Origin of the sequence: Polynucleobacter sp. Adler-ghost (assembly GCF_018688495.1) — a bacterium.
Taxonomy (GTDB): domain Bacteria; phylum Pseudomonadota; class Gammaproteobacteria; order Burkholderiales; family Burkholderiaceae; genus Polynucleobacter.
This window is the reverse complement of the sequence record NZ_CP061320.1, coordinates 1,080,005-1,104,819: the sequence shown is the minus strand read 5'-3', so window position 1 is coordinate 1,104,819 and position 24,815 is coordinate 1,080,005. Positions and strand designations below refer to the sequence as shown.

The 24,815-nt window shown below is 45.8% G+C and carries 28 protein-coding genes; 13 read left to right on the top strand and 15 right to left on the bottom strand.

Annotation, left to right across the window (positions count from 1 at the left end; all coding sequences use genetic code 11):
* Nucleotides 1-14: 14 nt before the first annotated feature.
* The 13 genes from ICV89_RS05800 to ICV89_RS05740 form a co-directional block, all read right to left on the bottom strand.
* Nucleotides 15-833, bottom strand: a complete 819-nt coding sequence (locus tag ICV89_RS05800) for an IclR family transcriptional regulator (protein WP_215307301.1) — start codon at nucleotides 831-833, stop codon at nucleotides 15-17.
* A 79-nt stretch (nucleotides 834-912) separates the two neighbouring features.
* The gene (locus ICV89_RS05795) at nucleotides 913-1,947 is read right to left on the bottom strand and encodes a quinone-dependent dihydroorotate dehydrogenase (protein WP_215307299.1); all 1,035 of its coding nucleotides are present in this window, start codon (nucleotides 1,945-1,947) and stop codon (nucleotides 913-915) included.
* Nucleotides 1,948-1,956: 9 nt separating this feature from the next.
* Nucleotides 1,957-2,703: an arginyltransferase gene (locus ICV89_RS05790; protein WP_215307297.1), complete on the bottom strand. Its 747-nt coding sequence runs from the start codon at nucleotides 2,701-2,703 to the stop codon at nucleotides 1,957-1,959.
* Entirely contained in the window at nucleotides 2,700-3,437 is a 738-nt protein-coding gene (gene aat, locus ICV89_RS05785) for a leucyl/phenylalanyl-tRNA--protein transferase (protein ID WP_215307296.1), read from the bottom strand. Before aat ends, ICV89_RS05790 begins: the two co-directional genes overlap by 4 nt.
* Nucleotides 3,438-3,450: 13 nt before the next feature.
* Nucleotides 3,451-4,011 (bottom strand): NUDIX hydrolase, encoded by a 561-nt coding sequence (locus tag ICV89_RS05780; protein ID WP_215307294.1) that lies wholly within the window; start codon nucleotides 4,009-4,011, stop codon nucleotides 3,451-3,453.
* 9 nt (nucleotides 4,012-4,020) lie between these two features.
* Nucleotides 4,021-5,847: a bifunctional chorismate-binding protein/class IV aminotransferase gene (locus ICV89_RS05775; protein WP_215307292.1), complete on the bottom strand. Its 1,827-nt coding sequence runs from the start codon at nucleotides 5,845-5,847 to the stop codon at nucleotides 4,021-4,023.
* Between the two features lie 37 nt (nucleotides 5,848-5,884).
* On the bottom strand, nucleotides 5,885-6,460 hold the full coding sequence (locus tag ICV89_RS05770) for a peptidylprolyl isomerase (RefSeq protein WP_215307291.1): 576 nt from the start codon (nucleotides 6,458-6,460) through the stop codon (nucleotides 5,885-5,887).
* Between the two features lie 52 nt (nucleotides 6,461-6,512).
* A complete protein-coding gene (locus tag ICV89_RS05765; protein WP_215307289.1) occupies nucleotides 6,513-7,154 on the bottom strand; it encodes a 2-hydroxychromene-2-carboxylate isomerase in 642 nt (213 codons plus the stop codon).
* Nucleotides 7,155-7,156: 2 nt separating this feature from the next.
* Entirely contained in the window at nucleotides 7,157-8,464 is a 1,308-nt protein-coding gene (locus tag ICV89_RS05760; protein WP_215307287.1) for a replication-associated recombination protein A, read from the bottom strand.
* Nucleotides 8,465-8,474: 10 nt separating this feature from the next.
* Nucleotides 8,475-8,954 carry a DUF3429 domain-containing protein gene (locus tag ICV89_RS05755; protein WP_215307285.1) on the bottom strand — a complete coding sequence of 160 codons (480 nt, stop codon included), beginning with the start codon at nucleotides 8,952-8,954 and terminating at the stop codon, nucleotides 8,475-8,477.
* A 49-nt stretch (nucleotides 8,955-9,003) separates the two neighbouring features.
* A complete protein-coding gene (locus ICV89_RS05750) occupies nucleotides 9,004-9,858 on the bottom strand; it encodes a 3-hydroxybutyryl-CoA dehydrogenase (protein ID WP_215307284.1) in 855 nt (284 codons plus the stop codon).
* A 1-nt stretch (nucleotide 9,859) separates the two neighbouring features.
* Nucleotides 9,860-10,567: a glutathione binding-like protein gene (locus ICV89_RS05745; protein ID WP_215310340.1), complete on the bottom strand. Its 708-nt coding sequence runs from the start codon at nucleotides 10,565-10,567 to the stop codon at nucleotides 9,860-9,862.
* A gap of 41 nt (nucleotides 10,568-10,608) precedes the next feature.
* Nucleotides 10,609-11,811 (bottom strand): methionine aminotransferase, encoded by a 1,203-nt coding sequence (locus tag ICV89_RS05740; RefSeq protein WP_215307282.1) that lies wholly within the window; start codon nucleotides 11,809-11,811, stop codon nucleotides 10,609-10,611.
* A 68-nt stretch (nucleotides 11,812-11,879) separates the two neighbouring features.
* Between ICV89_RS05740 and yaaA the strand changes: the two genes are divergently transcribed.
* Both yaaA and ICV89_RS05730 read left to right on the top strand, forming a co-directional pair.
* On the top strand, nucleotides 11,880-12,656 hold the full coding sequence (gene yaaA / locus ICV89_RS05735) for a peroxide stress protein YaaA (protein ID WP_215307280.1): 777 nt from the start codon (nucleotides 11,880-11,882) through the stop codon (nucleotides 12,654-12,656).
* An 11-nt stretch (nucleotides 12,657-12,667) separates the two neighbouring features.
* Entirely contained in the window at nucleotides 12,668-13,879 is a 1,212-nt protein-coding gene (locus ICV89_RS05730) for a DUF2863 family protein (protein WP_215307278.1), read from the top strand.
* 81 nt (nucleotides 13,880-13,960) lie between these two features.
* On the opposite strand, the gene ICV89_RS05725 is transcribed toward ICV89_RS05730, so the two are convergent.
* Nucleotides 13,961-14,335 carry a hypothetical protein gene (locus tag ICV89_RS05725; protein ID WP_215307276.1) on the bottom strand — a complete coding sequence of 125 codons (375 nt, stop codon included), beginning with the start codon at nucleotides 14,333-14,335 and terminating at the stop codon, nucleotides 13,961-13,963.
* A 12-nt stretch (nucleotides 14,336-14,347) separates the two neighbouring features.
* A complete protein-coding gene (locus ICV89_RS05720; RefSeq protein WP_215307274.1) occupies nucleotides 14,348-15,337 on the bottom strand; it encodes a malate dehydrogenase in 990 nt (329 codons plus the stop codon).
* 148 nt (nucleotides 15,338-15,485) lie between these two features.
* On the opposite strand from ICV89_RS05720, the gene ICV89_RS05715 reads away from it, so the two are divergent.
* The 11 genes from ICV89_RS05715 (at nucleotide 15,486) to leuB (ending at nucleotide 24,768) form a co-directional block, all read left to right on the top strand.
* Complete coding sequence (locus ICV89_RS05715; protein ID WP_215307272.1) at nucleotides 15,486-16,223, top strand: GntR family transcriptional regulator; 738 nt, start codon at nucleotides 15,486-15,488, stop codon at nucleotides 16,221-16,223.
* A 141-nt stretch (nucleotides 16,224-16,364) separates the two neighbouring features.
* Nucleotides 16,365-16,784: a succinate dehydrogenase, cytochrome b556 subunit gene (gene sdhC / locus ICV89_RS05710; RefSeq protein WP_215307270.1), complete on the top strand. Its 420-nt coding sequence runs from the start codon at nucleotides 16,365-16,367 to the stop codon at nucleotides 16,782-16,784.
* Between the two features lie 24 nt (nucleotides 16,785-16,808).
* Nucleotides 16,809-17,174: a succinate dehydrogenase, hydrophobic membrane anchor protein gene (sdhD, locus tag ICV89_RS05705; RefSeq protein WP_215304178.1), complete on the top strand. Its 366-nt coding sequence runs from the start codon at nucleotides 16,809-16,811 to the stop codon at nucleotides 17,172-17,174.
* A 4-nt stretch (nucleotides 17,175-17,178) separates the two neighbouring features.
* A complete protein-coding gene (sdhA, locus tag ICV89_RS05700) occupies nucleotides 17,179-18,957 on the top strand; it encodes a succinate dehydrogenase flavoprotein subunit (RefSeq protein ID WP_215307268.1) in 1,779 nt (592 codons plus the stop codon).
* 17 nt (nucleotides 18,958-18,974) lie between these two features.
* Complete coding sequence (locus ICV89_RS05695; RefSeq protein WP_215307266.1) at nucleotides 18,975-19,679, top strand: succinate dehydrogenase iron-sulfur subunit; 705 nt, start codon at nucleotides 18,975-18,977, stop codon at nucleotides 19,677-19,679.
* Nucleotides 19,676-19,945, top strand: a complete 270-nt coding sequence (locus ICV89_RS05690; protein ID WP_215307264.1) for a succinate dehydrogenase assembly factor 2 — start codon at nucleotides 19,676-19,678, stop codon at nucleotides 19,943-19,945. The genes ICV89_RS05695 and ICV89_RS05690 overlap by 4 nt, the downstream gene beginning before the upstream one ends.
* 82 nt (nucleotides 19,946-20,027) lie before the next feature.
* Nucleotides 20,028-21,341: a citrate synthase gene (gene gltA, locus ICV89_RS05685; protein WP_215307262.1), complete on the top strand. Its 1,314-nt coding sequence runs from the start codon at nucleotides 20,028-20,030 to the stop codon at nucleotides 21,339-21,341.
* A 20-nt stretch (nucleotides 21,342-21,361) separates the two neighbouring features.
* Nucleotides 21,362-22,771, top strand: a complete 1,410-nt coding sequence (gene leuC / locus ICV89_RS05680; RefSeq protein ID WP_215307260.1) for a 3-isopropylmalate dehydratase large subunit — start codon at nucleotides 21,362-21,364, stop codon at nucleotides 22,769-22,771.
* 33 nt (nucleotides 22,772-22,804) lie between these two features.
* On the top strand, nucleotides 22,805-22,990 hold the full coding sequence (locus ICV89_RS05675; RefSeq protein ID WP_215307258.1) for a hypothetical protein: 186 nt from the start codon (nucleotides 22,805-22,807) through the stop codon (nucleotides 22,988-22,990).
* 29 nt (nucleotides 22,991-23,019) lie between these two features.
* Complete coding sequence (gene leuD / locus ICV89_RS05670) at nucleotides 23,020-23,667, top strand: 3-isopropylmalate dehydratase small subunit (RefSeq protein WP_215307256.1); 648 nt, start codon at nucleotides 23,020-23,022, stop codon at nucleotides 23,665-23,667.
* A gap of 24 nt (nucleotides 23,668-23,691) precedes the next feature.
* Nucleotides 23,692-24,768 carry a 3-isopropylmalate dehydrogenase gene (leuB, locus tag ICV89_RS05665; RefSeq protein ID WP_215307254.1) on the top strand — a complete coding sequence of 359 codons (1,077 nt, stop codon included), beginning with the start codon at nucleotides 23,692-23,694 and terminating at the stop codon, nucleotides 24,766-24,768.
* Nucleotides 24,769-24,815 lie beyond the last annotated feature (47 nt).

Sequence of the window (24,815 nt, the reverse complement as noted above, 5' to 3'; positions counted from 1 at the left end):
AAATAAATCAAATCTTACGAATGAGGGTCGCTGATCTTGGGTTTGTAGCCCATGCCCTTAGAAATTTGTAGGGCGGTATCCTGTAAAAGTTTGAGCCAGTCTGCCTGAATACGATCAGTAGGCGAGCTCAATGAGAGTCCTGCCACCAACTTACCGCTGTCATCATAAATTTCAGCTGCCACGCAACTGACACCTAACTCTAGCTCTTCATTATCGCGTGCATGACCTAACTTACGAACCTGATCGAGTTCTGAATCTAATTTTCCCAATTCAGTAATACTATTTCTGGTGTGACCAGCTAAACCAGTGCGTGTTACATAAGCGCGAACTTGGTTTGGGTCATCGCTTGCTAGGAATAGTTTGCCAACAGATGTCAGGTGGAGCGGTGCACGACCACCAATGGCGCGAACTACTTGCATGCCAGATCGTTCGCTATAAGCGCGGTCAATATAGACAATCTCATCGCCTTGGCGAACTGAAAGGTTGATGGTTTCGCCGGTAAGTTTATGTAATGCTCGCATCGGCCCTTGTGCTGCCTCACGGACCGATAAACGGGCTTTGACGAGGTTGCCCAGCTCAAGTAACTTCAGTCCAAGGCGATATGTGCCACCATCGCCACGCTCCACCAAGCGGCAGGCTACTAAGTCATTGAGAATACGGTGAGCTGTGGAGGGGTGTAAATGCGTTTCTTCTGCAAGGTTTTTAAGGCTGCTGGACTCTTCATGGGATGCAAGGGCGTCGAGCAGGTTCATCATGCGTTCAACCACCTGTATAGCTGTTTTGCCAGCTTCACCCGGTGATTTTGTAACTTTTTCAGATTTATTTAATGCCATGCTGGCAATTGTAGCGATTTTTGCTCAAATTGCACAATATGAAATACCACTACGACTCTAAAAAAGCGATTATTGGCTCTTAATTAGCCCTCAGGGCAGCGGCACACTCAGAAATGAGTTTCGGACCGCGATAGATCAAGCCGCTATAAATTTGTACCAAACTAGCACCAGCAGCCATCTTCTCTTGCGCATCTTTGCCGGACATAATGCCGCCAACGCCAACAATCGGAATAGCATCACCTAGATATCTTTTAAGACTCCTAATTACTTCTGTGGAGGCATCACGAACAGGTGCGCCAGAGAGGCCGCCAGCTTCTTGACCAAATTCAAGACCTTGAACAGCATCACGGGCAATGGTTGTATTGGTCGCGATGATTGCATCAATCCCAAATTCCATCAAGAGATCAGTGATGAATTTGAGATCGTTTTGCTCAAGGTCGGGTGCAATTTTTAAAAAGAGGGGTTTGCGTACGCCAAATCGGTCACTCAAAGCTTCGCGTGCAATGTGCAGTGATTGCAGCAAAGAGCGCAGCATATCTTCACCTTGGAGAGCGCGTAAATTCTGTGTATTTGGCGATGAGATATTGACTGTGATGTAAGAGGCCACCTCATAGACCGCTTCCATGGCCGTGACGTAATCGCTTGCAGCATTCTCGATTGGGGTACTCGCATTCTTGCCGATATTTAAGCCAACAATGCCGCCATTCTGCCAATAAGTAGAATTACGAACCCGCCTTACGCATGCATCAACACCATCATTATTAAAGCCCATGCGATTAATGATGGCCTGGGCTTGTGGCAAACGAAACATACGAGGCTTTGGATTGCCGGGTTGCGGTTTTGGGGTAACGGTGCCGATTTCTAAAAACCCAAACCCTAAGGTGCCAAGCGCATCAATATGTTTGCCATCTTTATCCAGACCAGCAGCAAGACCAACTGGGTTTGGAAAGTTAATGCCGCATAACTTGCGCGGATCTGGCGCAGGTTGATCACTTAAGAAGCGCAATAAACCCCAGCGCTGAGCGCGATCTAGATTGCTTAGGGTGATGTTGTGGGCTTGCTCTGGATCTAAGGAAAAAAGCCAGGGGCGCAGAAGAGGGTAGCTATCAATCATGAGTGGATATTATGGCCCAATGATGGGTTGCCAGTGATCATCAATCAAGCCCTCAATAGGCTGAAACTTCGCCTTATAGGACATTTTTTCGCTCTGCTCAATGTAGTAACCAAGGTAAAGATAAGGAAGATCCAACTCTAAGGCCTGCTGAATTTGCCACAAGATACTATAACTTCCATAGCTTGCAGAGACATTGCTGGTATCAAAGAAGGTGTAAACCGAAGAGATTCCTTGATCTAGGATATCAATCATGCTGACCATACGCAGACGTCCGGGATGTGAATCGTGTGGACCATCCCGAAATTCAACAATTCTGGAGTTCACGCGGCTTTGCAATAAAAACTGCATGTACTGGTCTTGATCGTCTTGATCTGAGTCCCCACCAGCATGACGCTCATGTTGATAGAGTTGATAGAGTTGATAGTGCTCTTCTTGGTAGCCTAAATTGAGAACGCGAACATCTAGTCCTGCATGTTTTTTCCAGCTGCGTTTTTGACTGCGATTCGGTGAGAAATGCTTCACTGGAATACGAGTAGCAGTACAAGCATGGCATTCATCACAATAAGGCCGATATGTGTATAAACCGCTGCGACGAAATCCTGCATTCACCAATTCGCCATATAAATCAGCGTGTATTAAATGTGAGGGAGTTGCTACTTGTGAGCGTGCAGTCTTACCTGGTAGATAGCTGCAGGGATAAGGTGCAGTTGCATAAAACTGCAATTCAGTAAGAGGAAGCTCTTTTAGTTGAGTCATAGCCAGTGACGAAGAATCTGTTTATCAAATTTCCAGGGAATCTCTATATTAGTTTGATTTAAGGCAACTTGCAGATGTGCTAAAAATTCATCGCGAGAAATCGGTGCGGCCCCTAAGGAATTGAGGTGAGATGTCTCTTGCTGGCAATCGATCATTGCCACTTGGTTTTGCTCGCACCAGCTAGTAAGAGCAGCCAAGGCAATTTTAGAGGCATCTGTCTGATGGCTAAACATCGACTCACCAAAAACCATCCCGCCAAATGAGACGCAATAGAGCCCACCTACTAGACGTCTATCCTCCATGATTGCAATACTGTGAGCGTGACCCTCTTCATGAAGATTTGTGTAGGCATCCATGATTTCATGGGTAATCCAAGTGCCATCCTGATCCTTGCGGTTCGCAGTTGCACAGGAGCGGACAACGGCACTAAAGTCTTCATCAACCCAGATTTCTTTGCGAGGATCGGATAAAAAATGTCGAATCGATTTTTTAAGTGAGTCATGACATTTAAATTGATCAGGCTTTAATACCATCCGCGGATTGGGTGACCACCATAACACTGGTTGATTATCGGAGTACCAGGGAAAGATACCCATTTGATATGCGCGAGCCAACTGCCCTGGATATATTCGTTCACTCACTGCAATTAAGCCGGGGACGCTCGGATCAGGATCTGAATCATGAATCGGATTAGGAAATGCATCCTGAGAACCTAGCCAGCTGATGTTGCTCATGCGCTTGTGGTATTTAAATTTTTTCAGTTGGCAGAATGTCTCTGCTACGAACGCTAAACTCATTACCAGACTCAAATACACCGGCAGCACGATCAGCAAAGAACCACTCAAGAGTTTGCTTCACGGTTGGAAAGGCAATTTCCTCCCACGGAATATCCTGCTCATCAAATAGCGCAACCTCTAGACTTTCTTCTCCCGCTTGAAAGTTTGGAGAATTCATCGAAGCTAGATAAAAAAGATGTACCTGTTCTGCATGTGGCACATTGAGAAGAGAGTAGAGTGGACCGATTTGAACAATAGCGCCGGCCTCTTCCTGTGTTTCACGTGCTGCCCCAGTGCTAGTACTTTCACCAAGCTCCATGAATCCAGCAGGTAAAGTCCAGTAACCATGGCGAGGTTCTATAGCGCGACGGCACAATAAAACTTGATTGCCAAAGACAGGGATGCTGCCAACTACGTTACGTGGATTGAAATAATGAATGCTTCCACAAGAGTCGCATACATGACGTTCCCGTGAATCATCCACAGGAATCTTGATGCTGATGGGTGCTGCACAGTGCGAGCAAAACTTCATGCGGACTTTCTAGAAATGGGCGGGGATGAGGCCGCGTAAAGCATTGCTAAGCATAATCTCTTTTGCATTCTGAATATCATCAATAGTCAGGTTGACTTCATGGGCATTCCATTGAGGATCATTCAATATGATGGATCTCATCACCCCTGGCAACAAACCTGCTGAGACGGGCGGTGTCAGCCAGCTATCTCCAGATTTTACAAAAATACTGCTTCTTCCACCTTCAGTGACATACCCTTGCTCATTTGTAAAAAGGGCATCAAAGCCACTAAGGTCCTCTGCCAATCTCCAGGCTTGGTCATAGAGATTTCGAGTGCTCACCTTATGTCTCAATAAAATATTGCCGGAGTGAAGTGTGGCCATATTTGAATTGGGCAAAATATCCCTTGCCCAAAAGATTTTTACGGATCCTTCTAGTGGGCTGATGGGCGCTATTTGATAAGTCGCAATCCCTAGATGATCGAGATCCAAGCGCAATCGATACTCAGTATCTATTGAGCAGTTTTTACACCCAATCTCAATCAGTTTCATGATGTCCGGCACTGAGCAGGGAATGCCAAGCGCTAATGCGGAATTGACTATGCGTGCTAGATGAAGCTGAACATGCTGAGCCTGACCTTTTCGAACTAAGATAGTTTCAAATAATCCTAGGCTACTTGGTAGCTTGCTTAAGAATGCAGCTTTAATTTGACATTCTTCCCACTCCTGCTCAGGCTCTGAGTCAATCGTAATGCCGGCACCAATGCCCAAAGAAAAGGGTAAGGCATGTGTTTTTGCATCCTGATGAATTTCAAGTGTGCGAATGGGAACGCTAAACGCAAAGTCACCACTCGGATCAATCCAGCCCAGGGCGCCACAATAGTAGGCTCGATCTTGAGGTTCTAATTCTTGGATGATCTCCATGCTGCGTTTTTTGGGGGCACCCGTCACAGATCCACAGGGGAATACCGCATTGAGCACGTCTCCTAATTTCATCTCAGGCTTTATTTCAGCTTGAACGGTAGATGTCATTTGCAGGACATCGCCGTACTGAGTCACCTCAAATAGCTTGGGAACGGTGACTGTTCCTGGTAAGGCAAGTCGACTCAGATCGTTGCGTAATAAATCGACGATCATCACATTCTCTGCTTGATTCTTTGTATCCGCCGATAAATGCTCGGCCGTATCGTTTAACGCACTGGCAGTGCCTTTCATCGGCATGGCTTTCACAGTATTGCCTTGCCTTTGAATAAATAATTCGGGCGATTGGGACAGGATAAAGTTTGAGTCTTGTGCAATAAATGCACCAAATCTTCCCGGCTGTCGCTCCCTTAATCGTGCGTATAGAGAGAGTGGGTCACCATAGACTTCACCCGTAATCCGAAAGGTATGATTAATTTGATAAGTGTCGCCATTGCGAATGTACTCTTGAATAGTCTGAATGTCAGAGGTAAACCCCTCTTGGTCAACAGAAAAATGAAGATTAGCTACGCCTGCAGCTTGAGCCTCGGGTTCTAGAGTTGCTATCTTTTTTGCGATGTAATGATCAACATCTGCCTTGCTAAATCTTTCGTAGGATTTAAAAGACCATGCCTGGATTAATGGATGCTCTTTACTTTCACGTTGAGCTAGTACATCTATATTGTGAATGTATAGACCAAGTTCATAAGCAAACGCAGCGACAACATACTCTCCCTGGGTCAATGCTTTATTAATATCCTGCAGGCATTGATCTATAGTCTTAATTGTCTGCGTATGGCAGGACTGAGGATAGATCGTCCAGTACTGGAGCGCCTGCTCATACAGGCGACTGCTCGGCTTTGCTGTAGTGCTCTGGGCATCGTCGAGCAGGATCATGCTATCTACCGTCAGCGCTCTAATAATCTGGTGGAAATTACTTTAAAACAGTAGCCGATTCAATCGTGACAGTCTTGCTAGGTACGTCTGACATGCGACCCATTTTTGGCGATGATGCCACCATGGTTGGGATTTTACGAATGGCATCGATTGTTTGGGTACCTGAAATCACTGTACCGAAAACGGTATAGCCATTACCCATAGCATTAGGGTAATTCAAGCCCTCATTATCTTTCACATTGATGAAGAATTGTGCTGTTGCTGAATCGGGGTCAGAAGTGCGTGCCATAGCGATCGTGTAAGTTTGATTCTTAAGACCATTTTGAGCTTCTGAAACTACAGGCGCATTGGTCGGTTTTTGTGTCAAGTCCGAAGTAAATCCACCGCCCTGAATCATGAAGCCATCTATTACGCGGTGAAAAATTGTGCCGTTATAGAAACCGCTATTCACATAGTTCAAAAAGTTAGCCGAAGTTTTTGGTGCCTTTACTGAATCAAGCTCAACAACAAAATTACCCATGGTGGTTTTAAATTCCACTTTAGGGCCAGCAAAGCTTGCAGCACTAGCAATGAGGCTGGAAACCAAAAATAGGGAGGCAATGATCTTACGCATACTAAGTGTCCTTAAGAATCGAGTGAAAATAGAGTAAATCTGATTGTATTGCTCAAAGCCCTGAGGGTACTTGACCGGCATAGGAATAAGCCGCCTCCTCAAACATATTCGGCCGATCGAGATAATTTAAGGCCCAATCAATGGTGTCGACGCCCCAAAAAGCATGCCCATTGATCACGAGAGTAGGCACACCAAATGCTCCATCCACTTTCGCCTTCTCTGTATTACGAATGAGTTGGGCTTTGACTTCTGGGGTATCTGGTTTTGGAGTGTTTGCTTCTAAGCCAAGGTATTGGCAAAACTCACGCCAAGATAAATTGGGATCTTTACCTTCTACCCATACATATGCAAACGCGCGCTCAACCATGTCCCATTGAGCATCTTGCTCTACTAGTAAACGCTGTGCTGCAACGGTAAGAAAAGGGTGATGCTCTGGAAAGCGAAAGGGTAAATCTAACTTTTCAGCTAGCCACACGCAATATTGATAGGTATGGGGGCGTTTGGCTTCTACCTCTCCAGGTCCGCGATTATCAGTCGCGCGGAGTAGGCCGCCTAATAAGATGGGTATGGGTTGAATGTCGATGCGTTTTTCAAGGCGATGACGTTGCTTGATATAAAAATAGGAGAATGGAGAAATGATGTCGTAGTAGAACGTACCTGTAGTCCGTTTTTGCTCTACTTGATCTTGGCTCATTTCTATTTAGCCTCCTCATCTAACTTGCGCAAGAAGGCCATCTTCTCGGCAATCTGGCTTTCTAAGCCCCGATCAACTGGCTGATACCAATGAGGCTCAGCCATTCCATCGGGTAAGTAAGTTTCTCCAGCAGCATAGGCATGTGGTTCATCATGTGCATAACGGTATTCTTTGCCGTGACCCAAATCTTTCATGAGTTTGCTTGGGGCATTGCGTAAATGGTTGGGCACAGGTTTACTTTGATCGCTAGCAACATAAGCCCTTGCCGCGTTGTACGCCTGATAACTTGCATTACTTTTAGCGGCGATCGCTAAATAAACAACGGCTTGACCTAGTGCTAATTCACCCTCCGGTGAGCCAAGCCGCTCAAAAGTTTGAGCAGCATCATTAGCTAGTTGCATCGCTCTGGGGTCGGCAAGTCCAATATCTTCCCACGCCATGCGAATAATTCTGCGTGCAAGATATCGGGGGTCTGCACCGCCATCTATCATTCGACAAAACCAATACAGCGCAGCATCGGGATTGGAGCCGCGCACCGATTTATGTAGAGCAGATATTTGATCGTAAAAGTGATCTCCGCCTTTATCGAAACGACGTGCCTGGACTGTTAAGGCATTTTCAATAAACTGCTGATCTATTCTGCGAATCTGAGAGTTTGGTGTTGAGACTGCATTACGCACTTGCTCTACTAGATTGAGTAATCGCCTTGCATCACCATCTGCATGAGAAATTAAGCTATCAATTGCCTCTGGTTCAAAAGGAATATCAGGCATTGCATAGTTACATGCTCGATCAAATAACTGCTTAAGCTCCACAGCATCCAATGATTTCAGTACATAGACTTGTGCGCGTGAAAGTAGGGCTGAGTTCACCTCAAATGAAGGGTTTTCAGTTGTAGCACCAATGAAGTTAAATAAGCCAGACTCAACATATGGCAACAAGGCATCTTGCTGACTTTTATTAAATCGATGAATCTCATCTACAAACAATATAGTCTGTCTGCCATATTGAGACATGCTCCGTTGCGCTTGCTCAATAGCCTCCCGAATTTCTTTTACCCCGGCAAGCACAGCTGAAATGGCGATAAATTCTCGATCAAAAGCTTTCGCTGACAGTCTTGCTAAGGTAGTCTTGCCAACTCCCGGCGGACCCCAAAGAATCATCGAATGTGGCTTACCAGATCCAAAGGCAAGACTCAGTGGTTTGCCAGTTGCGAGCAGATGTGTCTGACCGATTACTTCTTCTATGGATTGTGGGCGTAATACCTCTGCCAATGGTGGCGGAGGTGCTTGGTCAAATAGGTTGCCCATCGGTACTGATTTAATTCTGTACAAATAAAATAACTAACGCTGCCCAAATTAAGCACCCAGCAGAAACCAATGTGAGTCGATTTCGTAAGGCGACAAATGCATTAAGCGCCTCTTCATTGGAAAAATAATATTGATAAGTTTCTTTATCGATATTGCGCTGAATCACTAATGCTGATGCCAAGATGACTAGGCCAACTGGGATGTAAATATGCAAAGCAAGCCAAGCAACTAAGGCTGGTATCACTCCCCAGATCCATGCGTTGCGATCGCCCCACCGATCACCTTGAGGTATTTTTCCTAGGGCATGTAGATTTGCGCCCCAATGCAATGCACCCATGAATGCAGTAATCACCGCCCCGTAACCAGCTAAGGACTCTGCACTGAGGTAATTGAGTGGGGTTGGCGCGAGCTGCACCATCAGTGCGAGACCAACAAAAGGAATTAAGCCTGCATAGGCTAATTTAGTAACTAGAGGGGGTAATGGGTTCACAAAAACTTCTTTACTTGGGTTGGTGTAGGGTGAATGGTGAATTGCAAAATCATTGATCGTAGGTATAGACGCCACGTCCGGACTTGCGACCGAGGTAGCCAGCGGCAACCATTTCGCGCAGCAGTGGGCAAGGGCGATACTTAGAGTCGCTGAAGTTCTCAAAATAGACTTCCATAACAGCTAAGCATGTGTCCAGACCAATTAAGTCGGCTAAAGCGAGTGGACCAATCGGTTGATTGCAGCCTAATTTCATGCCGGCATCTATATCTTCGGGGCTAGCAAGGCCTTCGTGCAGAACAAAGAAAGCTTCATTAATCATTGGCAGCAAAATACGGTTCACCACAAAGCCGGGAGAGTTCTTCACGGTGATGGGCTCTTTACCAATTCGTTTCGCCATTTCAATAATGGCAGCATGGGTGGTGTCTGAGGTTTGCAAGCCTCGAATCACCTCAACTAATGCCATCATCGGTGGCGGATTGAAAAAGTGCATGCCAATAAAACGGCCCGGATTCGAATCTAAGGCGGCAAGCTTAGTGATGGAGAGTGAAGAGGTATTGGTGGCAATGATGGTTTCTTTGCCGACGATCTCATCAACCTGCTTTAGGATTTTTTCTTTAATAGCTTGGTTCTCAGTAGCAGCCTCAATGACTAGTTGAAGTCCCTTGAATTCAGAGTAGGAGGTTCCACCCTTGATGCGTTTGAGTGCGGCATCTTTATCTTCATGGGTGAGCGTTTCTTTTTTTACCAAGCGATCTAAGCTTTTGCTAATTTGGTTTAAGCCGCGCTCAACGGCAGCATCGCTGATATCAACCATGACGACATCAAGACCGGCAACTGCGCAAACCTGCGCAATACCATTGCCCATCGTACCCGCCCCAATGACTCCGACCGATTGAATCTTCATGCTAGTTCCTTTTTTGATACTGTGATGAACCAAATAATTGTTCTCTTGCCTTGTCATCGTGCAAGGGCTTGCGTAATGCAGTTAACACTTCAACGCCACGCTTAACGGCAGGGCGTTCACCAACCATTTCAAACCAACGCTTGAAATGAGGATATTCGTTGATATCAATACCTTGGTTCTTCCAATTACGCGTCCAAGGAAAAATAGCAATATCCGCAATGGAGTAATTTTTCCCGGCAATGTAAGCATTATCTTTCAGTTGGTGATCTATGACTCCATACAAGCGCTTAGCTTCATTGGTGTAGCGATTAATTGCGTAATCAATTTTCTCCGGAGCGTAGATTCGAAAATGGTGGTTTTGTCCTAAAAGGGGGCCCAAGCCCCCCATTTGGAACATGAGCCATTGCAACACCTCATATTTGCCCCGGGTAGATTTGGGTAAAAACTTTCCCGTTTTGGCGGCTAGGTATAGCAAGATTGCACCAGATTCAAATAAATGTATAGGCTTGCCGTCGGGCCCATTAGGATCGGTGATAGCTGGAATCTTGTTATTTGGGCTGATCGCCAAGAATTCTTTCTTAAACTGATCGCCAGCTCCAATATCAATTGGATGAGCAAACCAGTCTTTACCTAACTTATAGCCACACTCCTCGAGCATGATGTGAACTTTGTGACCATTTGGTGTTGGCCAACTGTAAACATCAATGATGTCTTTATTCGGTTTGTTTATCGCCACAATGAATTCCTTTTCTATAGGGTTTGTAAACGCTCTAATGCGTTTGAAAGCGTCTTTTCTTCTTTAGCAAAACAAAAACGGATGACACCTGACTCTACTGGCTGCGCATAAAAAGCAGAGACCGGTATAGCTGCCACGCCAATCTCGGTGGTTAGCCAAGAGCAAAAATCTGCTTCACTTAATTTGGCTTGGGGGATATCCAGCTTGGTGTAATTAACGCACTGAAAATAGCTTGCTGGCGCTGGCAATAGTTTGAACTTGGTTTGCTGCAAACCTTGTCTAAAGTAATCTCGCTTGGCTTGATAAAAAGCTGGTAATCCTATGTAGTGATCTGGGTTCTTGAGATACTCTGCAAGACCGTATTGCATTGGCGTATTTACTGTAAACACGTTGAACTGGTGCACCTTACGAAACTCTTTCATCATCGCTACAGGCGCCGCTACATAGCCTATCTTCCAGCCGGTGACATGATAAGTTTTGCCAAAACTCGATATCAGAAAACTGCGCTCTGCTAATTCAGGGAGACTTGCAATACTGATATGTTGATGGCCATCAAATACCATGTGCTCGTAGACCTCGTCGCTTAAGATCAGCGCATTCGTATTTCTGACTAAATTTGCTAGGCGCTCCAGATCAGATGTCTGCCACACCATGCCGGTTGGATTGTGTGGTGTATTGATTATGACGAGTCGCGTTTTTGTGTTGATTGCTTTTGTTAGATCGTCCCAGGGTATTGAATAAGAACTCACCATTCCTTGATCATCGCGATTGGCAGTCAACGATACGGCAACAGTTTTGCCTCCCGCCAGATCAATTGATGGGCGATAGCTATCGTAGGCAGGTTCAATGATGACAACTTCATCACCAGGGCTCACACAGCACAAAATAGCTGTCATGATTCCTTGGGTACCGCCGGCAGTAATGGTGATCTCCGTATCGGAATCGTACTCATGACCATATAGAGTCGATATTTTTTGTGACACACCCTGGCGTAATTCTGTAATCCCCACCATAGGCGGATATTGATTGTGATCAGCCAGCATTGCCGCATGAACAGCGGATATGAGCTTTCGGTCGCAGGGAAAGTCCGGAAAACCTTGCCCTAAGTTAATAGCTTGATGCTCTGCAGCGAGGGCTGACATGATCGTAAACACAGTTGTGCCCACCTTAGGTAGGCGACTTGGAAAGTCTGGGCTTAGGGCGAGGTTTTGGTCCATGCAGGCGGTTTAGGGCAAATAAGAGAGGTAGTCGCTAGAATGGTAGAAATTCATCTTCAAATTGTGCCATGTTGATCGTCCTTTCACCCGCGAAATCCCTAGATTACAAAACCCCAGTCAAGGTCAAGGCTTCAACCTTGCCAGAGTTTGTCTCCGAATCAGCCAAGTTGATAGCTGATCTAAAGAAGCTCTCGCCTCAGGAGGTCGCTGATCTGATGGGTCTCTCGGATCAGTTGGCCGCATTGAATGTGGGCCGTTATCGCGATTGGTCGAAGAAATTTACGGATGCCAACAGCAAGCCGGCTATTTATGCTTTTGATGGCGACGTCTATGACGGATTTGATGTCAAGACGCTAAATCCTAAAGCCATGGATTTTGCGCAAGATCATGTCCGTATCTTGTCAGGCTTGTATGGCGCTCTTCGCCCCCTGGACTTAATGCAGCCTTACCGCCTCGAGATGGGCACTGCCTTTAAGAATCCCCGAGGCAAAGATCTATACGCTTTTTGGGGTGAACGTGTCACTGACTCGCTAAAGAAGCTGTTGGAGCAGCAAAAGAAACCCGTGCTTCTCAATTTAGCCTCTGAAGAATATTTCAAGGTATTACAAGCCAAAAACCTGGATTGCCCGGTGATTTCTCCGGTATTTCAAGATGGTAAGGATGGTAAGTACAAAATCATCTCCTTCTATGCAAAGCGAGCTAGGGGGTTGATGGCCCGCTATGTTGTTGAAAACCGGATCACTGATCCAGTAGATTTGAAGGGTTTCAATTTGGATGGTTATAAATATGTTGCCTCCGAATCTAAGCCAGAAAAACCGTTATTTAGACGCCCCGAAATAAAGTAGGAGAGTGCACCATGGCTGTTCATCGCACTAAATCCTCGCAACGCGCTTCACCAGATGTTGAGCGCCTCGTAGCAGATGCTATTTCTTTGGCGGCTTCTGGCAGTCATATTGAAGACCAATATTGGGAGGAGCGCTTAAATGTTCGCTTAATGCGCCTGCTCAAAAGCCAGAATCAAAATGTGATCGATGCTTCCTTAGATCAAACATTTCGCATTAATACGCTAGCTTTCGAGGTCCTTGCTGATTGTGCTGAGACACTGGCTGAATCCTTGGTGATGGAGCATGAGGGTCAGAGCTGGGATGTGCTGCTATTGGCTTTGCCAATTATTGCTCATACCCGCTATCAGATTCCCTCTGGGGCATTACCGGTTAATGTGATTGAATCTACTGCCGCTGCATTACACAACTCAATAGCTTCTACGGACACACGCTTAGCGATTGTTCCCTGGCTTTACAGCATTGATCAAATGCCGCACTCCCATTGTCAAACGCGTTTGCTAACCGAGGCTTTAGCATCAGCCGCCATCACCGCTAGTGATGTTAAGTTAGAGTTGCGCGATATGTCAGAGACCATTGCGGTTTTAGCTGATCCACGCTTTATCATCGCCGCCGTTGCTGCTCCCTCTGGAATGCCGCTATTCCGTTGGCAAGCTGAGGTGCCAACACGTCAAGAGCGTGGCGTGAGTTTAATTGGTTGGCAAAATGCGATGCAAGAACCTATTGCCGCACTCTTACCGGGTTGCGAGTTTGAGCTTTTATTACCAGAAGCGTATTTCACTAACTGTCGATTGGCAGATAAACAAGTGCGTCCACTGAGCATTCGAGCTGCTGTGAATTTTCTGGAGAGTACTCTCGGAGTGATGCCTGCTGGATTGTCCTGCGTAGTCGGGGCTTTTGGTGAGGACCAGGCTGATGAGTATCGAATTTCATTTAGTTTAAAAGGCTCTGCTGAAGTTGTGTACGGAGTGATTTGGCCCTTGTACGATCGCGAGAGTGTTGCCAATGATGCACTGAATGATTTATCAGATGACGAAAGTCCAATGAAGCGAATTGCAGATGCGCTTCGTAATGCAGGTGTCGAAGATGTTTTTCGTCATGCCATGCTCTTTGACCCAGAGCTTTGTGATGACTGCGGAGCGCCACTCTTTCCAGACCGATCTGGTGATGCTGTGCATGCTGAGTTGCCAGATGATGCGCCGACTCAGCAACCCTTGTTTCATTAAGTAAATTCAGTTTTTTAATGCTGAAAGATACAAAGAAAAAAGCCGAGAATGTCTCGGCTTTTTTACTATGAAGCATTGCTTTTAGTTCTGTACAAATGGCTCTGAATTCGCAAACAAGTGCGGAAGCTTGCCAGTTTTCATTTCTGCTGTTTGGCAGAAATCAGCAAGGCGAGTTCCGGATTTGATATTGAACAGCATTGCCTTGTTACCCAGCACGACAAGATCGTGTCCGGTAGTAGCATTTTTATAACGCAAGCTTCCCGGTAGGGAATTTTCGCGCTTCAAGTCAAACGTTTTAGATTCCCAAGTCAGGCGAACCGTTTCAGTTGTTCCGGAAGTTTTGAATTGCTTACTTTCGCTACAAGTCCAAGTGGATACTTCTTCGCTAGCAGCAGCTGGGGCGGATCCTAACAGGGCGGCTACAACTAAGCTAGCGATGAGAAGGGTTTGCTTCATGTGCATAAATCCTTAAGAGAGAAGATGCTTAACGCCAGCTTGCTCTTCAAGTAATTCGTTGAGCGTGTGATTCATGCGTTCGCGAGAGAACTCATCAATTTCTAAACCTTCAACCATCTTGTATTCGCCATTCTCGCAAACTACTGGATAGCCGTAGATTACTTCAGCAGGAATGCCGTATTCGCCTTTAGATGGAATACCCATGGTGACCCACTTACCATTGGTACCGAGAACCCAATCGCGCACATGATCAATTGCGGCATTAGCTGCAGATGCTGCAGAAGACAGGCCACGCGCTTCAATAATGGCGGCGCCACGTTTACCTACAGTAGGGATGAATGTATCTTTATTCCATGCTGCATCGTTGATGCTGTCTTTTACAGACTTGCCATTGATGGTCGCAAAGCGATAGTCTGGGTACATGGTCGGGCTATGGTTACCCCAAACCACCAATTTCTCGATATCAGCAACAGGCTTATCCAGTTTGCTAGCTAATTGTGAGAGAGCGCGGTTGTGATCTAGGCGGAGCATTGCCGTGAAATTCTTCGCAGGAATATCTGGTGCCGATTTCATGGCGATATAGGCGTTCGTATTTGCTGGATTGCCAACTACTAATACTTTGACTGTTTTCTTGGCTACGGCATTCAATGCCTTGCCTTGCGCTGTGAAAATCTGCGCATTGGCTGAGAGCAAATCTTTGCGCTCCATGCCGGGGCCACGTGGACGTGCGCCAACCAACAAAGCTACATCGATATCTTTAAATGCTGTCATTGGGTCGGAGTGAGCTGTCATGCCTGCCAACAATGGGAAAGCACAGTCTTCAAGCTCCATCATGACGCCAGCAAGGGCCTTTTGAGCTTTTTCGTCTGGAATCTCTAGTAACTGAAGGATGACTGGCTGATCTTTGCCCAATAAGTCGCCATTGGCGATACGAAAGAGGAGGGAATATCCGATTTGACCGGCTGCACCGGTGACTGCAACACGCATTGGGGCTTTTGCCATTACTAATAACTCCAGTTGAGGTTAATTAACTATTTTTTCTATTATCCATTCAAGTGTATGGACTTTCCATTTACACTGTCAATCATGTCTTATATAAGATATGAGATAAGCCTCAATTTTATCCAACATAAGTTGTCCTGGAGCTAATTTGTCCCTTATATCCGAACCAATTGCCTCATTTAGTCCGCTCTATGAGCAAATTAAAGCCATGATTCTGGCGAGTTTGCAGGCCTCCGAATGGTTGCCTGGTGATGCAATCCCCAGCGAGATGGAGCTTGCAGCGCGATATGCAGTGAGCCAAGGGACTGTTCGCAAGGCTATTGATGAATTAGCTGCCCAAAACTTGCTAATACGTCGTCAGGGTAAGGGCACCTTTGTAGCAACCCACCAAGAGGAAGACTTCCAATATCGCTTTTTGCGTTTAGAGCCTGATTCTGGCGAGAAGTTACACCTGAAAAACCAGTTTTTAGCCTGTGAAAACATCCAGTCAGATCCCCATATTGCTCAGTTGCTGAAGTTAAAGCCAGGTGATTCGATTATTCGGATCGACCGAGTGCAAAGCTCTGGAGGTCGACCAATCGTTTTTGAAGAAATATGGCTGCCAGAGGCCCGCTTTAAAGGCTTAAATCTGGAGATGCTCAATGCTTGGTCTGGCCCAATGTATGCCTTTTATGAGTGTGAATATGCCACCCATATGGTTAGGGCGGAGGAAAAAATCAAGGCGGTCCTGGCGAGCCCAGAGCTTGCAAAATACCTACAAGTTGCCGAAGGCGCCGCCTTACTTTCTGTCGAACGTGTGGCTTTCACCTACGGGAATAAACCAGTAGAAATTCGGCACGCAAGATATGACACTAATGGCCAGCATTACGACAATAAATTGAACTAGGTAGTACACTCAAAATCAGTAAAAACCAGTTTTTAACCCCTTTAAACGCTAAAAAGTCCCCACCATCCCTAGGTTTCTAATAGAATATGTTGCAACACAACAAAACCACACTGAACCTCCACCGAAAGATTGAGATTACCCATGGTTGACGCACAGCAAAATGTAAAAAAAGATAGACCTGTTTACCGTAACATTGGTCTTGCTCAGTTAATCAAGTACCGCCTTCCTTGGGCTGGGAAAGTTTCTATTCTTCACCGCATCAGCGGGGCAGCACTGTTCTTGATGTTGCCATTCTTGCTTTATCTCTTAGATCAAAGCTTGGCTTCTGAGATGAGTTATCAAACCTTTCAGGCAATTACTGGTCATCCGCTTGTAAAAATCATCCTTCTTGGATTAATTTGGTCCTTTTTGCACCATTTCTGTGCCGGAATCCGCTATCTCTTGTTGGATTTGGAAATTGGCGTTGAAAAGGCTGATGCCAATCGCTCTGCGATCTTTGTGTTTTTCTTAGGTCTTGCTCTAACCGCGATTGTTGGCCTCAAACTTTTTGGCTTGTATTAAGCACTTCTTCATTAAGGAAATCGAATGCCTATTTATCAAATTGGACCCAAGCGCTTAGTTGTTGGCGCCCATTACGGCCTCAAAGAGTGGATCATTCAGCGTGCCACGGCCATTGTGATGGTAGTTTTTACGATCGTGTTGTTAGTGGATTACTGCATCACTGGTAGTGCAACTTATGAAGGTTGGGCCGCCTTGTTTAGTAACCAGTTCATGAAACTGTTGACACTGTTATTTTTCATCAGCTTGTTCTATCACGCTTGGATTGGCATTCGTGATATCTGGATGGATTACATCAAGCCTGTCAGCATTCGTCTAACACTCCAAGTGTTAACTGTTTTGTATCTCGTAGCCTGTGCGGCCTATGCCGTACAAATTTTGTGGAAAGTGTAATTCAATGACCGCGATTAAAAAAGTGTTACCACGCCGTCGCTTCGACGCGGTAATTATCGGTGCAGGTGGTTCGGGCATGCGTGCTTCTTTGCAGTTAGCAGAAGCTGGCTTGAATGTTGCGGTATTAACTAAGGTTTTCCCAACACGTTCACATACCGTTGCTGCCCAGGGCGGTATTGGTGCCTCCCTCGGTAACATGAGTGAAGATAACTGGCACTATCATTTTTACGACACGATCAAAGGTTCGGACTGGTTAGGCGACCAAGATGTGATCGAGTTTATGTGTCGCGAAGCTCCAAAAGTTGTCTATGAGCTTGAACACTTCGGTATGCCATTTGACCGCAATCCAGACGGCACGATTTATCAGCGTCCTTTTGGTGGTCATACGGCCAATTATGGTGAGAAACCGGTTCAGCGTGCGTGCGCTGCTGCTGACCGAACTGGTCATGCCATGTTGCATACCTTGTACCAACGAAACGTTCGTGCAAAAACCAATTTCTTCGTTGAGTGGTTAGCTCTTGACCTCATCCGTGATGATGCTGGTGATGTCGTTGGGGTAACTGCGCTCGAAATGGAAACGGGCCAAGTTTATATTTTAGAAACCAAAGTAGTCATGATGGCTACTGGCGGTGCTGGTCGTATTTGGGATGCATCGACAAATGCATTTATTAATACTGGCGACGGTATGGGTCTTGCAGCACGTGCGGGCATTCCATTAGAAGATATGGAGTTCTGGCAATTCCACCCAACTGGCGTAGCCGGTGCAGGCGTGTTGTTGACCGAAGGTTGTCGTGGTGAAGGCGGCATCTTGCGTAATAAAGATGGCGAACGCTTTATGGAGCGTTATGCACCTACCTATAAAGACTTAGCGCCACGCGATTTTGTATCGCGCTGCATGGATCAGGAAATTAAAGAAGGGCGCGGTTGTGGCCCGAATGGCGATTACGTGGTCCTCGACTTAACGCATATTGGTGCTGAGACCATCATGAAGCGTTTACCTTCAGTTTATGAAATCGGTATCAATTTTGCTAACGTTGACGTTACTAAAGAGCCGATTCCAGTTGTACCAACCATTCACTATCAGATGGGTGGTATTCCTACTAACATTCATGGTCAAGTTGTTGTGCCAGCGAATGGCAAACCCAATGAAATCGTTAATGGTCTCTATGCCATTGGTGAGTGCTCCTGTGTATCGGTTCACGGTGCAAACCGTTTGGGCACGAACTCATTACTCGACTTATTGGTATTCGGTCGTGCAGCAGGTAACCATATTGTTGCCATGGATCTTAAGAAGCGTGAATTCAAACCATTGCCTGCAAATGCTGGCGAGCAAACTTTGGCTCGCATTGCTGCTCTGGATAACTCGACTTCTGGTGAGTATGCGCAAGACGTTGCAAACGATATTCGTAAAACGATGCAGAAGTATGCTGGCGTATTCCGTAATCAAGAGTTGATGGACGAGGGTGTTCGTCAAATGGCCAAGCTCACTGAGCGCGCTAAGCACTTATGGCTGAAAGATAAATCGGAGATTTTTAATACAGCACGTATCGAAGCCTTAGAAGTTGCTAACTTAATTGAAGCTGCAAATGCAACTATGATCTCCGCTGCGGCGCGTACTGAAAGTCGTGGCGCGCATTCACATGATGATCATCAACATCGTGATGATGACAACTGGATGAAGCACACACTTTGGTATAGCGAAGGTAATCGATTGGATTACAAGCCGGTGATTTTGAAGCCATTGACTGTTGAGTCTTTCCCTCCTAAAGAACGTACTTTCTAAGCGAAGAGAAATTAAAAATGAGTGATATTCGTGTATTTGAAATTTACCGCTACGATCCAGATGCCGATGCGGCGCCACGTATGGAGCGCTATGAGCTTGAATTAACTGGCGAGCGTATGTTGTTGGATGCCTTGATTTCTCTAAAGAAACAAGATGAAAGCATTTCCTATCGTCGCTCATGTCGTGAGGGTGTTTGTGGCTCAGATGCAATGAACATTAATGGTAAGAATGGATTGGCTTGCTTAACTAATATGTTGACCTTGCCCAAAGTCATTACATTACGTCCATTGCCTGGTTTGCCAGTCGTGCGTGACTTGATCGTCGATATGACTTTGTTCTTCAAGCAGTACTTGTCCATCAAGCCTTACTTGGTAAATGACAATCCATTTCCAGAGAAAGAGCGACTCCAGAGTCCTGAAGAGCGTGAAGAGTTGAATGGTTTATATGAATGCATTTTATGTGCCTCATGTTCAACCTCATGCCCATCTTTCTGGTGGAATCCAGATAAGTTTGTTGGCCCAGCTGGTTTGCTTCAAGCATATCGCTTTATTGCAGATAGCCGAGATGAAGATACAGCACAGCGCTTAGACAACTTGGAAGACCCATACCGCTTGTTCCGTTGTCATACCATCATGAACTGCGTAGACGTTTGTCCTAAGCATTTAAATCCTACCAAGGCAATTGGCAAGATTAAGGAATTAATGGTTCGTAGGGCAGTATGACCCTCGGTAATGCAGAGTTATATCGTTTAAAGAGTGATGCCCGCAGGGGTTTGCTTGAAAATGATCTTATTCTGCAGCGTTTTTTTGAGCGCTATGGTTCTCAATTGAGCGTGGAGGATGGAAAGGTATTGAGTCAGTTACTAGCTTTAGAAGACAATGACTTGATGGACCTATTGATTGGTCGCAAGGATTCTGTGGTGGGATTGGAAAAAGAGTCTCAAGATGAGTCTTTTAAGGCGGTTTTACAAAAGCTGAGACAGAAATAATTCAGCATGGTGTTGCAGTTGTAGTTTAGATGCGTGATCACATAATGTAGTAATCATCAATTTGAATGACTAAGGATTAGAAATGATTGAATCGGACATCAAGGCAAAATTATCGTTTTCGGACGGCACACCAGATATCGACTTGCCAATATACAAAGGCACAGTGGGTCCTGATGTAATTGATATTCGTAAACTGTACGGTCAAACCGGCAAGTTCACTTACGATTCAGGTTTTTTATCAACAGCCTCTTGTAATAGCAAAATTACCTATATCGATGGTGATAAAGGTGAGTTGCTCTATCGCGGCTACCCAATTGAAGATCTTGCTCACAACTGCGATTTCTTGGAAGTTTGTTATCTACTCATTAATGGTGAGCTGCCAAATGCTACCGAGAAAAAAGATTTCGAGAATTTGGTCATGCATCACACGATGGTTCATGAGCAAATGCAATTTTTCTTGCGCGGTTTCCGTCGTGATGCGCACCCAATGTCTGTATTAACTGGCTTAGTTGGTGCGATGGCAGCTTTTTACCATGACGCCATTGATTACAGTCAGCCTAAGGCACGCGAAATTGCGCAGATTCGTCTAATTGCCAAGATGCCAACCTTGGTTGCAATGTCTTATAAATACTCTGTAGGGCAGCCATTTATCTATCCAGATAACTCTTTGTCTTACACAGCCAACTTTATGCGCATGATGTTTGCAACACCCTGCGAAGAGTACAAAGTAAATCCAGTATTGGTACGCGCTTTGGATCGCATCTTTACTCTACATGCTGACCATGAGCAAAATGCCTCAACTTCAACAGTGCGTTTGTGTGGCTCCTCTGGTACCAATCCATTTGCTGCTATCTCTGCAGGTATTGCTTGTCTCTGGGGTCCTGCTCACGGCGGAGCAAATGAAGCTTGCTTAGAGATGCTCAATGAAATACAGGCTAGTGGTGGTGTAGATAAGATTCATGAGTTTATTGCTCAAGTTAAGGATAAGAACTCCAGTGTTCGCTTGATGGGCTTTGGTCATCGTGTATACAAAAACTTCGATCCACGTGCAAAACTGATGCGTGAAACTTGCCATGAAGTATTAAAAGAATTGGGTCTAGAGAATGACCCATTATTCAAGCTAGCAATGACTCTTGAGAAGATTGCATTGGAAGATGAATATTTTGTCAGCCGCAAGCTCTATCCAAACGTAGATTTCTACTCTGGAATCGTACAGCGCGCTTTGGGCATCCCAACTGAAATGTTTACCTGTGTATTTGCTTTGGCGAGAACGGTTGGCTGGATTGCTCAGTGGGAGGAAATGATCACTGATCCTGAATACAAGATTGGTCGTCCACGTCAGTTATACGTTGGAGAAACTTCGCGAAAAGTTCCCAATATTTCTGTCCGCAAATAAAAAAGTTCTCGAGGGTATTCATGTCACGCACGCTTTACGACAAATTGTGGGATGACCATGTCGTCTATTCTGAGGAAGATGGCACGGCCACGATTTATATAGATCGTCAGTTATTGCATGAAGTAACAAGCCCTCAGGCTTTTGAGGGGCTTAACTTAGCTGGCCGTCCAGTGTGGCGAATCTCTGCCAATTTGGCTGTTTCTGATCACAATGTTCCAACGACGGATCGCTCTGAGGGGATTTCTGACCCTATATCCAAGTTGCAAGTAGATACGCTAGATCAAAACTGCGATGCCTTTGGTATTACGCAATACAAAATGAACGATACCCGTCAAGGGATTGTTCATGTCATTGGACCAGAGCAAGGCGCAACCTTGCCGGGTATGACTGTGGTCTGTGGTGATTCACATACTAGTACGCATGGTGCCTTTGGCGCACTAGCTTTTGGCATTGGTACATCTGAAGTTGAGCATGTACTAGCTACCCAAACTTTGCTGATGAAAAAAAGCAAGAATATGTTGGTGAGGGTGGATGGACGCCTCCAGCCCGGCTCTACTGCGAAAGATATTGTGCTCGCAGTCATTGGCAAGATTGGTACTGCAGGCGGAACTGGCTACACCATTGAGTTTGCAGGTGAAGCTATTCGTAGCTTGTCCATGGAAGGTCGTATGACAATCTGCAACATGGCAATTGAAGCAGGTGCACGCGCCGGATTGGTGGCAGTTGATGAAACCACGATCGAATATATTCAAGGTAGGCCATACGCCCCCAAAGGCGAGGCTTTACGTCATGCTTTGCAATACTGGCGCACCCTACATTCTGATTTAGATGCGCAGTTTGATGCTGTGGTTGAACTGCGTGCAGAAGAAATTGCTCCTCAAGTGACTTGGGGGACTTCGCCAGAAATGGTTTTGGCTATCAGTGATCGCGTTCCAGATCCTGAAAAAGAGCGCGATGGAAATAAGCGTTCCGCAATGGAGCGTGCGCTTGAATATATGGGTCTCGTGCCTAATACACCATTAGGCAATATCTCTATTGATAAAGTATTTATCGGATCTTGCACTAATAGCCGTATCGAAGATATTCGTGCTGCCGCTAAGGTGGTTGATCGTCTAGGCAAGAAGGTGGCTGCTAATGTGAAGTTAGCACTGGTTGTTCCCGGTTCTGGATTGGTAAAAGCCCAAGCTGAGCGTGAAGGTTTGGATCGTGTTTTTAAAGCAGCTGGCTTTGAGTGGCGTGAGCCCGGTTGCTCTATGTGCTTGGCAATGAATGCTGATCGGCTTGAGCCTGGTGAACGTTGTGCATCCACTTCAAATCGCAACTTTGAAGGTCGTCAAGGTAATGGCGGAAGAACGCACTTGGTGAGCCCAGCGATGGCTGCTGCCGCTGCGATTGAAGGTCATTTTGTTGATGTTCGTAAGATTTCTTAAGGAGTTACAGTGTTTAAATGGTCTTCTTTCACAATGATTAAAAAATTGACGATAGTTGCTGCCATCGGCATCATCCTATCTGCTTGCGCAAACACAATGGAAGGCGTTGGTAAAGATCTTCAAACTATGGGTAACTCTATGGGCGGAAGCAAAAATTCCAACACATCCAATCAGTCCCAAACTCAAGGGAAAGATGTTGTTGTGACCCCGGTGAAGTAAGTTCACAAAAAAACATCAGACAAATCACTATGGAAAAATTTACGGTATACAAAGGCTTGGTAGCTCCGCTTAATCGCGAAAATGTAGATACCGATGCCATCATCCCCAAGCAGTTCTTAAAATCCATTAAGAAAACGGGTTTTGGCCAGAATTTGTTTGATGAGTGGCGTTATCTCGATCATGGTGAGCCTGGTCAAGACTGCAGTACGCGTCCAATTAATCCAGATTTTGTTTTAAATCAGCCGCGCTATAAAGATGCCGGTATTTTGCTAGCCCGTAAGAACTTTGGCTGCGGCAGCTCCCGTGAGCATGCACCTTGGGCATTAGATCAGTATGGATTCAGAGCGGTTATTGCACCTAGTTTTGCGGATATCTTTTACAACAATTGCTTCAAAAATGGCCTTTTACCGATTGCCCTCTCAGAGTTGCAGGTAGACCATTTATTCAATGAAACCCTGGCTTTTAGTGGCTATCAGCTCACAATCGACCTAGAGGCTCAGCAAGTCATCTCCCCTGATGGAACCGCTTACAGCTTTGATGTGGCGCCATTCAGGAAGCATTGCCTGCTAAACGGCTTAGACGATATTGGCTTAACCCTGCAACATGCAGATAAAATCAAGGCCTACGAAGCTGAGCGCATTCTTAAGATGCCTTGGCTTGCTACACAACTGCCGTAGTTTTATAGAGTTAAAGGCCTTTTCATGAAAATTGCAGTCCTACCGGGCGATGGTATCGGCCCGGAAATCGTTGCTGAAGCCGTTAAGGTATTAAATGCGCTCGGCCCTCAGTTTGATCTGGAGACAGCGCCTGTCGGGGGTGCTGCTTATGATATTGCTGGACATCCATTGCCGCCTGCAACTCTTGAACTTGCTAAAAAAGCAGATGCTATTTTGTTTGGTGCTGTGGGCGACTGGAAATATGACGCCTTGGCTCGCGAACTTCGTCCAGAACAAGCCATCTTGGGCTTGCGCAAGCATCTTGAGCTCTTTGCCAATTTTAGACCTGCTATTTGCTATGACGAGCTAACGGCCGCATCAAGCTTGAAGCCTGAAATTGTTAGTGGCCTGGATATATTGATTATTCGCGAACTGAATGGCGATATCTACTTTGGTCAGCCACGCGGAATTCGTACTTCTGAATTGCCCCTATTTAAGGGTGCGCGCGAAGGTTTCGATATGATGCATTACAGTGAGCCTGAAGTAGAGCGTATTGGTCGTGTAGCTTTTGAAGCAGCTCGTAAACGCGGCAAAAAGGTATGTAGCGTGGATAAGGCTAATGTCTTAGAGACCTCACAGTTGTGGCGTGATGTCATGATTCGTGTTGGCAAAGACTATCCAGATGTTGAGTTAACGCATATGTATGTCGATAACGCCGCCATGCAATTAGTGAAGGCGCCCAAGGCATTTGATGTGGTGGTGACTGGTAACTTGTTTGGCGACATTCTCTCAGATGAAGCTTCGATGTTGACCGGCTCAATTGGCATGCTGCCATCCGCTTCATTAGATAAAAACAATAAAGGCTTGTACGAGCCAAGTCACGGCTCAGCCCCTGATATCGCGGGCAAGGGTATCGCTAATCCACTGGCAACGATTCTTTCTGCTGCCATGATGCTACGTTACTCTTTGGGTTTGCCTGCCCAAGCGGATCGTATTGAGGCAGCAGTCCAACAAGTTTTGTCTCAAGGTTTACGTACCGCTGATATCTACACCGAAGGTACAAAGAAAGTTTCTACCGTTGAAATGGGCAATGCTGTTGTTGCCGCTCTTTCAAAATCATAATTACTTACACTCGTAAATATTTCAACACACTGAACACATAGTTGATC